General features: G+C 45.0%; 11 protein-coding genes. 6 read left to right on the forward strand and 5 right to left on the reverse strand.

Annotation, left to right across the window (positions count from 1 at the left end; genetic code table 11):
* Positions 1–146: 146 nt before the first annotated feature.
* The 5 genes from cdaS to L1F29_RS16960 all read left to right on the forward strand — a co-directional run bounded on the left by cdaS (position 147) and on the right by L1F29_RS16960 (position 5,068).
* Positions 147–761, forward strand: a complete 615-nt coding sequence (gene cdaS / locus L1F29_RS16940) for a sporulation-specific diadenylate cyclase CdaS (RefSeq protein WP_258389461.1) — start codon at positions 147–149, stop codon at positions 759–761.
* Between the two features lie 360 nt (positions 762–1,121).
* Positions 1,122–2,171 carry a Gfo/Idh/MocA family protein gene (locus L1F29_RS16945; protein ID WP_258389462.1) on the forward strand — a complete coding sequence of 350 codons (1,050 nt, stop codon included), beginning with the start codon at positions 1,122–1,124 and terminating at the stop codon, positions 2,169–2,171.
* 12 nt (positions 2,172–2,183) lie between these two features.
* Positions 2,184–2,951 (forward strand): sugar phosphate isomerase/epimerase family protein, encoded by a 768-nt coding sequence (locus tag L1F29_RS16950; protein WP_258389463.1) that lies wholly within the window; start codon positions 2,184–2,186, stop codon positions 2,949–2,951.
* A 165-nt stretch (positions 2,952–3,116) separates the two neighbouring features.
* A complete protein-coding gene (rpiA, locus tag L1F29_RS16955) occupies positions 3,117–3,779 on the forward strand; it encodes a ribose-5-phosphate isomerase RpiA (protein ID WP_258389464.1) in 663 nt (220 codons plus the stop codon).
* 446 nt (positions 3,780–4,225) lie between these two features.
* The gene (locus L1F29_RS16960; protein WP_258389465.1) at positions 4,226–5,068 is read left to right on the forward strand and encodes an amidase domain-containing protein; all 843 of its coding nucleotides are present in this window, start codon (positions 4,226–4,228) and stop codon (positions 5,066–5,068) included.
* A 252-nt stretch (positions 5,069–5,320) separates the two neighbouring features.
* Here L1F29_RS16960 and L1F29_RS16965 read toward each other — a convergent pair whose 3' ends face one another.
* Entirely contained in the window at positions 5,321–6,808 is a 1,488-nt protein-coding gene (locus L1F29_RS16965; RefSeq protein WP_258389466.1) for an oligosaccharide flippase family protein, read from the reverse strand.
* Positions 6,809–7,121: 313 nt separating this feature from the next.
* Between L1F29_RS16965 and L1F29_RS16970 the strand changes: the two genes are divergently transcribed.
* Entirely contained in the window at positions 7,122–8,033 is a 912-nt protein-coding gene (locus L1F29_RS16970; protein ID WP_258389467.1) for an aldo/keto reductase, read from the forward strand.
* A 60-nt stretch (positions 8,034–8,093) separates the two neighbouring features.
* Here L1F29_RS16970 and L1F29_RS16975 read toward each other — a convergent pair whose 3' ends face one another.
* From L1F29_RS16975 to L1F29_RS16990, 4 genes are all read right to left on the reverse strand, one after another.
* Positions 8,094–8,966 (reverse strand): DMT family transporter, encoded by an 873-nt coding sequence (locus L1F29_RS16975; RefSeq protein ID WP_258389468.1) that lies wholly within the window; start codon positions 8,964–8,966, stop codon positions 8,094–8,096.
* A 148-nt stretch (positions 8,967–9,114) separates the two neighbouring features.
* Entirely contained in the window at positions 9,115–9,843 is a 729-nt protein-coding gene (locus L1F29_RS16980; RefSeq protein WP_258389469.1) for a helix-turn-helix domain-containing protein, read from the reverse strand.
* A gap of 225 nt (positions 9,844–10,068) precedes the next feature.
* On the reverse strand, positions 10,069–11,265 hold the full coding sequence (locus tag L1F29_RS16985; RefSeq protein WP_258389470.1) for an MFS transporter: 1,197 nt from the start codon (positions 11,263–11,265) through the stop codon (positions 10,069–10,071).
* 26 nt (positions 11,266–11,291) lie between these two features.
* Entirely contained in the window at positions 11,292–11,873 is a 582-nt protein-coding gene (locus L1F29_RS16990; protein ID WP_258389471.1) for a TetR/AcrR family transcriptional regulator, read from the reverse strand.
* Positions 11,874–12,161 lie beyond the last annotated feature (288 nt).

Below are 12,161 nucleotides of genomic sequence, written 5' to 3' on the forward strand. Positions count from 1 at the left end.
AAAAAGTCGCACAGTTGCGACTTTTTTTTGTTTTTACCTCCTAAGCTGCGGCAATGATAAGTAATTTTGAGTGTACGGATACATGGTCCCCTTGTAGGAAACAATTAGATAAATAACGTTCACATTCAGGAATCGAGGCTTAGAAAATGATTGATCATAACTGCGACTCTTCCTCCCTAAAGGAGCATTTAGAAAACCGTCTGCTTGAAATCTCTTCATTAGCGCGGCATAATATCGAACTATTGAGCAATGAACAGGTATGTCTCATACAAGAGTTCGAAAGTATGCGTAAAATCATGACAGATATTGTAACAACAGCGGCGTCATTCTATTTAAAGTGTTATTTATCCCCATATACAGCCAAATACAACGATTTGTCTACTTGCGTCCAGCATTTATCTGAGCGTAAGCATGGCGCGTTAATCGTCGTGGAACGCCAGGATTCACTAGAATCGCTCATTCGCTCCAACGTCCCAATCGGAGGTACGTTATCCCATGCCTTGATTGAATCCATATTCTTTCCGGGTAATCCATTGCATGACGGCGCAGTGTTAATTCGTTCTGATACGGTTGTATCGGCTACTAACGTTCTTCCTTTATCTAACCGTATTGTTACGGATCGAAAAATGGGAATGAGGCATCGTGCGGCGATCGGGTTAACCGAACAATGCGATGCTCTTGTCCTTGTCGTATCTGAAGAGACCGGTCAAGCTTCATTTGCCATTAGCGGGGTGCTGCATCCCATTAATGTTGTCACATGACACGCCGAGACAAAGTGAGTCACTGCTGTGGGACATCTTCGTTCCTAATCCGAAATATCCGGAGTAAAATCGAAACGTTTCGTTAAATATTTATATGCGAACAAAGAATGTTCACATCTTGATTTATCAAGGGAAAATTTATTGTTGAATAAGAAAAACATGAGTTGATCGCGCTGGTTAATTCATGTATTCTTGATGTGTATTGAAACGTTTCGATTCATTGCAGCACAAGCCGTATTTGGAAGTAAGAATGTTCTAAATGATCGGTAAAAGTGCTTGTCAGCAAAAGAGGTAATAGGGTTGTTTTGTTACGTATCACATCTATCAAAAACGAATGAGATTGAAGGAGAGGATTTCGAAGTGAACACATCATCCGTCTATCGAGTAGCTTTTATCGGCTGTGGCAAACGTGCGCATGAACACGCGATCGGCGTACAACCCGACAGCAGGTGTGAGGTTGTCGCGTTGTCCGATATCTCAACCGCATCTGCCGAAACGCTGAATGCCGAATTTGGATTTCAAGCAAACGTCTATACGGACCATAAGGAAATGCTGGCGAAGGAGAAGCCTGACGTCGTTCTAATCTGTCTATGGACTCCTCTGCATTTGCCAGTATTTCGTGATTGTGCGGAAGCCGGCGTCAAAGCCGTATTGTGCGAGAAGCCGATGTCGCCGTCCTGGGGAGATTGCCAAGAAATGAGCCGGATCGCCGAGGAGAAGGGCTGCCAGCTCACATTCTCTCTTCAACGCCGTTTTGCGCAGGGGAATCTAACCGCACGTCGCCTGATCAAGGAAGGAAAAATCGGACAAGTGCTTCGCATGGATCTATATTCTCCTGCACACCTGCTGGATTGCGGCATTCATACATTAGACCAGGCTATTAGCTATATGGATGAAACTCCGGCGAAATCGGTGCTTGGAGCGGTCGATACAACTGAAATCTATAACTGGTTCAACGTACCTTCCGAATGCGGGGCGTCAGGCCATATTCTATTCGCTAACGGCGTCCACGCCAGCTTCTATTCCGGCGTGATCGATACTTGGGAGCCGACTTCGGATATGACGAAGATCTGGGCTGGGGTTCGCGTAACCGGCACAGAGGGCTTTATCGAAGTCATGTGGGACGGGCAAATGATCCGGGGAGTCAACTACGCTGATCCATCCTGGAAGCCAGAAATGGAATTATCCTCGATGTCCGATCATATGAAAGGCTATGTCCGCCATGCGATCGACTGCTTGGAGACAGGCGAAGAACCCGAAGTTTCGCATCAAAAGGCATTGCGCGCCTCGGAAATCATCTTTGCTTTCTATGAGTCGGTTCGCAGCAATGCGCGCGTGGAGCTTCCGCTTACCGGCGTGACGGATAGTCCTTTTATCACGATGCTTGAGAACGGCCAATTTAATAAATAAGGAGCGGTAGCTATGTCAAGACCAAAGCTTGGTTTAATCGGAATCGTAAACGAAGAAGCGAAGCAGGACTTCTGGGGCACGATGCAGCGCGTAGCTGAAATCGGCTATGAGGGGATCGAAGGCGGCGGAGAACTGCTAAGCGGAGATGTAAAGGCCAAAGTCGCACGTTTCCACGAATTAGGACTCCAAGTAGCAACGCACAGCATCGGCAGCAAAGAGCTTCTGCGTGATGAGAAGGAGCTTGACAAATTGATCCGAGAAGCCCACGCGTTACAGACGAAGGATGTCACCTTCTGGTGGGACGTTGTAGATACACGGGAGCAGTTGCTTCGCGATGCTGAATTGTATAATGCGGCAGGCGCGCGGTTTGCAGCTGAAGGACTAAGATTTTGCTACCACAACCATGCTCATGAGTTCCAAAGAACATTCAACGGCATTTACTCGTTGGATATTTTAGCAGAGTACACGGATCCCAAGAACCTATACTTCCGTTTGGATGTCGCCTGGATTACGCTTGGCGGCGCCGATCCGGCACACATCCTTCGCAAGATGGCGGGCCGCGTACCGGCCATCCATTTGAAAGACGTCTACAGCACCGACGAAGTCGGAAAGTGGACTGCTGTCGGTACGGGTGAAGTGAAAATTAAGGAATCCATTGAAGCGGCAGAGGAAATCGGAGTTGAATGGATGACTGTCGAACAGGACCAGCTCCGCAACCTTACTGGTTTCGAGACTGCGACGGTCAGCTATCTGAACCTGAAAGAGAAGGGTCTGCTTTAAATTTTTCGCCACACGATCTTTTGACGATCGTGTGGCTTTTTCATTTTTACGGCTTTTTCTCGTATAATTGGTGAGTCAACCTTAGGGTTCGCAGCGTTAGCCCTATCATATTTAGGGATCAATTGCGGCAATTTAAACGAAAATCAATTTATTAAAGGAGCTCACATGGAATCGAAAAGAGCAGCAGCTGAAAAAGCTGTAGAGTATATTCGGAACGGTATGATTATCGGACTAGGTACAGGGTCTACGGCTTATTGGGCTATTCAAAAATTAGGAATTAATATCAAGGACGGTCTACGTGTGAAGGCAGTGGCAACTTCCATTCATACTGAAAATTTGGCTAAGGAGTTGAAGATCCCATTAATTTCGATTTCTGAGATAGAAGAAATTGATATTACGGTTGATGGCGCTGACGAGGTCGACGATGAGTGGAACTTAATAAAAGGCGGGGGAGGAGCACATTTACGTGAGAAAATCGTAGCTTCTATGAGTAAGGAGCTTATCATTGTTGTTGATGAAAGCAAAAAAGTAAATCGATTAGGAAAATTTCCTCTGCCTGTTGAAATTGTGATATTCAACTATGAGAATACGCAGAAAAAGCTTAGTACGCTTGGATGTGTTCCACAATTGAGGATTCGTGATAACAAACCATTCCTTACAGATAACGGAAATTACATTGTTGATTGTGACTTTGGAAGTATAGGCCAGCCAAGAGAACTTCATACCGCGATCAATAGCATACCAGGAGTCGTAGAGAATGGACTATTTATTAAGATGGCAACAAAAGTGATTATTGGTTACCAAGATGGATCTGTTAAAGAACAATGATCCTAACGAGCAGGCGCCGCGGCAGCCTGCTCGTTTTAAAGTACCATTTTTTCCAAATGCAATATTGTCGCCTTACCGGTATGAAATTAGCCGAGATGGTTCACATTAAGCCAAGTTAAAAAGAACATTGGTGTTAATGGAGTTCAATAAAGTTAAAAGAGGGAGCGTCTATGTACCGCTGGCAATCCAAAATTGCACTGCTGATCATTCTTTTCATCATAATCTTCAGTCTAGGCCTTACAAGAGCAGAAGCCGATTCAAAAACGGATGAAGAAGTTGCCGCTTTTTTATCTCGATTGTTCGTTTGCCGTGACCGTTCATTGGTCGAGCAAAATAAAAAGAACATGGAGGATTTTTACCTCCCGGGGCTTCCATCAAGTGAAGCAGCATTACGGCATGAAGTGGATAGTTCAACTTATGTGAATACATGGGCCCAGAAAAGGGGAATGCATATCACCAAGGCGACCAGCGAGATTCGCATTGTACGCATCAAGTTCAGCACAGATATAGCAAAAGTATCTTTCGTACAATCGTTAAAACTAAGCTATGTTTACGATGATCGTAATTTGCCGGAGCAATCCATGGGCATCGGGACTCGGCATGCGGTTGTATTAAAAAAAATGGGCGCCAGATGGTTCGTTAGCAGTGAATGGTACTTGGATCCCCTTGAAGAAAATCCGAATTTGATTCCGGAGTCTGTCGACGGCTATGCACCGGCTAAAGTGCCGCGCCCGGGGCTTTCATTAGGCCGTCATTATAACCGTCAACGCGCCGTTGCGTATGCCAACAAATATGCGGGGATCGCATGGGGGGCTGGCAATAACCACCGGTATAATCCAAGGTATTTGGATTACACGGGTAAAGGGGGGGATTGCACCAATTTTGCTTCCCAAGTTATTGGCGATATCAAGGAGGGCGGCGGATTACGCATGTCCCAAGGGTGGAGGTACTACTATCCCAAAGGGGGCAGCCAGTCATGGGTCCAAACCGATGCGTTCAAAAATTTCCTGATTCGTTCAGGCTATGGTACCGTGATTGCTAACGGCCACTATTCCGATCTTCTGAAACCGTCAAAGAAATATGCCCATGGCGCGATATCGCGATTGATGCCTGGCGATCTGATCGCCTACGTCATGAAAGGCGATGTGGATCATTTTTCAATCGTAGTGGATTTTGACGATAACGGATATCCGCTTGTAAATTCGCATACTGCGGATCGTTACCGGGTTCCGTTCGATCTGGGTTGGGACAAGCACACCAAATACATTCTGATCCATATGAAAGATTAGACCTCGGTTGAGTCAGTTTTATTCTGTAATCAGAGGGAACAATTTATTCCTTGGTTAGCAATCGAAGCTGGCTTCTTACCCTTCGGCTAGAAAATTCAAGAAAAATCCATGGTAGCGCCCATATCGGTGCTAATCTTGGCGGGGGACATGGAATAGGCTTCGATCTAGGCGGTCAGTTATGCGGTGCCCAATTCGGATTCCATTTTGGAGGAATCATGAATGATTTCGATGACTGGAAACGGTTTTGAAGTATTAGTTGAAGCTCGAACGAAACAGATTAACAAAACGTATTTTCATATAAACTCCCGCGCAACCGCAAAACAAGACCATGCCGGGGAGGATCATTAATGGTTTGGACCACGTGACGTTTTCTAAAGAAGCGTTCAAAACATAGACTGCTATTGCAATCATAATCAGAACAATAACGTCTAGCAGAAGTACTTTCGTGCGAATATATCCTGAACGGATGATCTTTAATGCCCAGAGATTCCATACAGCTGCAATGAGTTCCAATGAAAGGAAGCTAATTGCAGCTCCAATGTATCCAAATCCGGGAATGGCCAATAGGAAATAAAGAAGCACAATGCTGATGAGAATAGCACTAATAAGACTTGAAAACGGAATTTTTTTGCGATTCTGCGCCCAAAGAATGCTCGTCGTTAATTCACGCGTTCCTACTACGAAAGGCAGCAGCGCCAAATATCGAATCGGACTCGCTGCTTCAGTCGTCCCAAATATAAGCCACGATAAATCAGCCGCATATTGGAAAAGAAATAATCCTGAAGTCAAACCCCATAACCAGCCTGCCTCTAAACCCGCAGATGTTTGCCGAAAAAATTCATCCTTGTGACCTGCCTGCCAAACCGCCGTTATTTTCATCGTTAACGTGTGGGATAATGCAGCAGTAAGGATGGTCGGCATATAAGTCAGTATGATCGCCATTCCAGTCAATACGCCATAAATCTGTGTCGCTTCCAAGACAGAATAACCAGCCGTCTGCAGCCGGTTCGGAATGAGAATAGCATCGATAAAGTCCGAAGCGGGTATGAGCAATCGAGTAAATGCGATGGCGGCCGAGGTTCTGAGCAGGGCAGCAAGGGCTGGTCGGAGCGCTGAAGAACCCGTTGAAGGTAATCCGATCCGGTCGTGAGTAAACGACAGGAGGACAGTTAACACAAGGAAGGCAAACAAGGCACCGACGGTTGTGCCGATTACCCCGCCGCCAACCGCTTTGGCAATGCCGCCTGGCAATAAAACAAGCACGAATAGCACCAATGACGCAACACGGACGAACTGTTCCGTTATCTCTGATATGGCGATCAGATTATATCTTTCCAGCCCTTGCAAGTATCCTCGCAGCAGATTAAGCAGCGGAACAACGAGAAATGCTGGTGATAAGCAGCGTATCGTAAAGTCCAAATGAGGATTGCCGAGTGTTTGAGCGATCAAGGAAGAGAAGTGAAAGGTAAGTAAGCTGGCGGCCCCACCCAGCACGAAAATAACAATAGATAAGATTTTGAAAAATGCCCATCCTTGTGAGGCATTCTTTGCCGAGGATAATGCCAGCGCTGTCGGTAATCCACCCGTAATAAGAATGAGCGAAAGACCGTAGAATGAATATGCGATTTGATATAGCCCAACGCCTTCCGCGCCAACTAGCCTTGTCAACGAAATCCTTCCAATTAAACCTATGACTTTGACAAGAAATATGGCACTGGCTCGAAAAGCGGTTTGTTTCAATAGAAGCGGCCATCTCAATACATTCACCCCGTCATCCAAACATGCCCTTGTCCATCTTATGTCAAACCGGTCAAAGGTATGAAAGAAATAGAGGGTTCGGGACTCTTCTTCGTGTATGCTCGTCGTTTGCAGGTTTTTCTGGAGCGATGCAGCTCATTTACGATATAAACAGAAACTATCCACGGATTAATATGGTATAATATCAAAACTGACCGAAGGATACACTTTCATGGCAGAAGTTTTGCTGAAAGCCATCAGAGCTTGGTCGCCGAGAATATATAATTATTGATATTGGATAGAAAGAGGTTATAACATGTCAAAAGCATTGGAACGCCGACTAGTGGGGCGGATGAACAAAGAGGTTACTTTTCTAGGATTCGGGGCATTAGAAATCGGCCGGGATTGGGGAATAGGCTCGGAGACGGAGCGTCCGAACGAGCAAACCGCCGGAATCTTGTTAAACGAAGTGTTGGATTTGGGAATTACGCTTATCGACACAGCAAGTGCCTATCATGCAAGTGAGGAGCGCATTGGTAAGTCGATCGCTTCTCGTCGATCCCAATATGTACTTGCTTCCAAAGCAGGAGAGCACAACCAATACCCAGGTACATACTACGATTTCTCATATAAGGCCATCAAAGAGTCAATCGACCGGAGTCTTATGCTGCTTAACACCGACTATATCGATATTCTGCAGATTCATTTCGGACCTGATCCTCAAAAAGTTCTCCATGACGGCGAGACCGTAGCTGCAATGAAGGATGCGAAAAAAGAAGGTAAAATCGGGCATCTCGGCGCGTCCATCGACGGAGAGCTGGCGAAGCAGTGCATTCTGAGCGATGATTTCGATATCATGCAGCTTGAATATAATTTGCTCAATGTTCATAACGATGAGAATATTCGCCTAGCTCATGAGAGGGGAATAGGAGTGTTTATCCGCGGCGGTCTCGGCTACGGAAGGCTTACTTCGCGAGTGCTCCCTCAAGTCGCTAAAGATCCAGCTAGTAACGCCCAAGTCATGAAGCTGCTTGAACTCGTTGGTGGGGACGCCGATCGACTGACTGCACTTGCTTTGCAATTCCTGCACCGGAAGGAAGGAATTACGTCCATACTTGCGGGAACGAAGAACATTCACCACCTGCGCGCCAACTTTGAATTGCTGGAAGTGGATTTCAAGGATAGTGTTTGGCAAGCTGTCGACGAAATCGCAAACCATGCTAAATAGGATGGCAGTAATGGTTTAAAACTAGGGGGACCCGAGGCGACTGCCTTGGGCCTCTATTTATTATTTTCTTGAAAATTTCTTCACGCTGCCTGATAAGAATAACCCGATAACGACAACGACAGTTGCTGCTTTATCGAATAGGGTAATCGTTTCCTGGAGGAAAATAGCCGCCAAAATGAAGCCGAATATGGGGGTCATGAACAACCAGTTATTGGCCTTGACGGGATCTCGTTTCAGCAGAAAGAACCAAAGCAGCATGGTCCCGATTGAGATGATGAAGACCAGCCATAGGAGCGATCCAAGGAAATGTATATCAGGCTTGAAGAAAAATGTATCTTTCTCCAGAACATAGGCAAGTGGTAATGTAAGGATGCCGCCAATGCAAAGTTGCCATGTATTGATGACGATACCCGGCAACTCTAAGTCGACCTTCTTGAAATAGACACTCCCGACTGCCATCGCGAGCATTCCGATCCCTAAAATAATCAATCCGCTCATGCTAGCCTCGCCAATTGCGATAGATGGCCATGCGGCAATCCATAATCCGATTGCTGCGACTAACATCCCCAACCATTCTTTTATCGAAATGCTTCGTTTTAGCCAAATATAGGACAGGACTGCGACGAGTAATGGATTCGTCGCCACGAATAAATTAAACAAGCCTGCCGACACATCGTTCAGCGCCCAAAAGGTCGCCCCCAAATAAATGGTCGTATTAAGCAAGCCTAATCCGATTAGCGGCAGCCAATGCCGGGATCGCGGCCATGAATAATTCCGGTGGAATACATAAACATAAAGCAATAGCAGCAATCCGGCAGAAAGAAATCGGAACGCAGCCAGTGCCAAGGGCGTTGTAGATGCCAAGCCGAACTTCGTGGCTATAGCCGCAGACGACCATAAGAGCGAAAATAGTAAACCCAATACCGTTGACATTCCTTGACTCCTTAAAAAGAAAATGCCCAAAAACCGCGATTTAATTTGAATCACAGTTTGAAGGGGAACTTGGCCATTTCTCTGGTCAAGTTCATATTCATTTTAAATGGCTAAGAATGAATGATTTTGTCTGTATATTGGATTATTTTTACCCCATGCCGCGTATGAGATGCTGTTTTCGGTATTGACTCGGGGTTGTTTTTTCATTTTTTTGAAACAACCGTGTCAAGGAAGATTGATGCTCTAAGCCTACTTGAAGAGCAATCTGCAGAATAGAAAAGTTAGTTTCTCGCAGTAATTGCTTCGCCTTATGCAAGCGGACTTCCTGAAGATAGGCAGATGGCGATTTTCCGGTTTCTTTTCGAAACCATTCCGTATAATAGGAACGATTGAAATGCTCAAGCTCGGCCAGTTGTTGAACCGATATATTCTCCTCGTAATGCTCATGAATATATTGAATAGACCTAGGCTGCCGCGCTTGGTGTAAATGATGCGAAATGTAAGGATACAGCTCCTTAAGAGCAGATGGTTGTGCAGCCGGTTGGTCCAATTCATTTAAGATTAAATAACGAATTCCTCTCCACTTGCTATTCAAAGAGTAGGAAATTCCTTTATGGTTCAACCTGCTGGAGGGAATCATCACATCAGGAATATCAAGTACCAGAAATTCATTGCGCACATTGGCATAAAAGGTATGATCGCATTGAGGAGGGACGTATAGTAACTGCCGGTCGTCCAGCAGAAAATGTGCAGTTCCTGCTTCTATAGCCAATTCGCCATGCAAAGGCAAAATCAATTGCCCATAGGAATGGGAATGTGTCACTTGAGAGGCGGTATACGTTCGTCTTTCCGCTACAAGCTCTTTATACGTTTCCATTTTTTCAGTGCCCCTTCATTAAATTCTCTATAACGCGTTGACACAATTCTACGTTCTATTTATTTTCGTAGCAATATCACAAAAAGAGGCAGCATTCCATTATGTCACGAATACCAGACGCATAAAACCTTAATAAACCGTCAGGGTGATCTTCCCTGACGGTTTATTAACTTAAGGACAATAACTCCACGCTTTTGCGCAAACAACCGGTCACCTAATATTTTTTTAATTACTCTCTATAAATTGTTCTTCTTTCCACATGAATGTAATACCGAGACCAATGACCATAATGACAGCAGCGAATAGATATGGATAGTGGATGTTTACATCAAATAATATGCCGCCCATCGCTGGCCCGACGATATTGCCTAAACTCGTATAGGTTGAGTTCATGCCGGCAACGAACCCTTGCTCTTTACCGGCAGCTCTTGATAAAAATGTCGTCAATGCCGGGCGAAGCAAGTCAAATGCGAGGAAAATCAAGCACGTTACCGCCAACACAGCCCAAAAGCCAGAGACTAGGGTAGACCCGACCGCCAATACAGCTCCAATAATCAAACACAGTTGGATTACTTTCTTTTCGCCGAGTTTGTCGACCATTTTTCCAAACATAAATATTTGCACAACTACGCCGAAGATGGAGCTAATTGTAATAATGGCTGCAATTTCCTTGGGCGTATAGCCGAACTTATGATCGGAAAACAGGCTGAAAACTGTTTCATAGGCAGATAAACCGAACGCGAGCACAAACACAATGACAAAGGCTATAAAGTAACGGGGGTTTAGCGATCTTTTTAAATCGCTGAAAAAGCTTGATTGCTTCGTATTCGCAGAAATTTCTTCAAGCTGACTCTTTGTTAACGGCTCTTTCAAAATAAATATGGATGAAATACAGGCTACAAAGGCAATGGCTGCCGCAAAGAAGAAGGGCATGCGTATACCGTATTCTGCAATAAAGCCGCCAACGCCGGGACCGATAATAAAACCGGTGCTAATGGCGGCGGACATATAGCCCATTGCCTTCGGCCGTTCCTCAATAGATGTAATATCTGCGATATAAGCAGTGACAGCGGGCATAATAAAGGCGGCGCTAAATCCACCCAGGATCCTCGATACGTAAAGCACCGATACATGTGTGCCCAAGCCAAAGACAAGTTCCGAAATACCGAAGAGGACTAGGCCGATTATGATCATGATCTTTCTGCCGTAACGATCGACCCAGCGCCCTGCGATCGGCGACAAAAGCAGCTGTGACACCGCAAATGCCGCGACAAGATACCCCATCGTTTTTCCTGATAAATTCATGTCATTCATAAAAGACGGCATTACGGGAATAACAAGACCAATACCTAGAAATGCAATGAAAATATTGCTTAAAAGGATAATCAATACCATTTTTTGTTCTTTAATTGTTTTCTTCATAAATCATTACCTCGTTATGCTATAAATTAGCGATGTGAAATCCCTCTCCAAAATACTGTCCAGGAGGCTTCCAATTTATCCTTCAGACGTTTCTCATCATTGACATATACAAGTTCCAGCATAATGGAGTCGACGATTCCCAAGAAGGCAAGGGTCGGCGTTTTTGCTGAATCCCCGACGATTGCTTTAGCATCGATCCAATCGTGAAACTTACTTTCCAGTATCGCCTGCACCTTATCCTCGATATCGATGACTTCTTTTTCAATTGCTTTTGCAAGGTGAGCCGGCGGAAAAAAAGACATGCGCAGCCAAAACTTTAACTGTTCATTTTCTTGGAAAAGAGAAATGACTAAATGAAGAAATCCGTATAGATCTTTCTCCGGATTTTGTGCGCCAATGTTACTGAAATACCGGAGCTTTGAAGACAGCTCCGTTTCTTTCGCGTCACGTAAAACCTGCAGGAAAAGATCATCTTTTCCTTTAAAGTGGGCGTATATCGATTGTTTCTTTATACCGACTTCATCCGCGATCTTAGAGAGGGATGCTCCTTCATAACCATGAATAGTGAAATATTTTAGAGCAGCCACCTTAATATCATTGCTTTTCAATCCAACCACCTCCAACAACCTCCAACCTGACGAACGTTCGTCAGTTATGATATCAAATTAAAAGTTTAAATGCAAACTGAACAGATAATAAGTTAGTCTTTGCCCTAAAACAGTTAGAAAGGCAGCCGAGCGATCGGCTGTCTTTCTACATTTACGGGAAGATTTGCGTGGCGCTTGTTGGGTTTTGCGAATACCTCCGATGTTTGTATCACCCCGAAATCATCGAACCGTTTCTATGAATGATTACGATATTTCCCCAAGCATACCGAAAGATTCATTCTGTTACGG

It is taken from the genome of Paenibacillus spongiae (assembly GCF_024734895.1).
GTDB classification, from domain to species: domain Bacteria; phylum Bacillota; class Bacilli; order Paenibacillales; family Paenibacillaceae; genus Paenibacillus_Z; species Paenibacillus_Z spongiae.

Coding starts and splice junctions, on each gene's coding strand:
- L1F29_RS16980 (WP_258389469.1), bottom strand. CDS start 9,843: ATGGAAACGTATAAAGAGCTTGTAGCGGAAAGACGAACGTATACCGCC.
- L1F29_RS16950 (WP_258389463.1), top strand. CDS start 2,184: ATGTCAAGACCAAAGCTTGGTTTAATCGGAATCGTAAACGAAGAAGCG.
- cdaS (WP_258389461.1), top strand. CDS start 147: ATGATTGATCATAACTGCGACTCTTCCTCCCTAAAGGAGCATTTAGAA.
- L1F29_RS16970 (WP_258389467.1), top strand. CDS start 7,122: ATGTCAAAAGCATTGGAACGCCGACTAGTGGGGCGGATGAACAAAGAG.
- rpiA (WP_258389464.1), top strand. CDS start 3,117: ATGGAATCGAAAAGAGCAGCAGCTGAAAAAGCTGTAGAGTATATTCGG.
- L1F29_RS16960 (WP_258389465.1), top strand. CDS start 4,226: ATGCATATCACCAAGGCGACCAGCGAGATTCGCATTGTACGCATCAAG.
- L1F29_RS16975 (WP_258389468.1), bottom strand. CDS start 8,966: ATGTCAACGGTATTGGGTTTACTATTTTCGCTCTTATGGTCGTCTGCG.
- L1F29_RS16985 (WP_258389470.1), bottom strand. CDS start 11,265: ATGAAGAAAACAATTAAAGAACAAAAAATGGTATTGATTATCCTTTTA.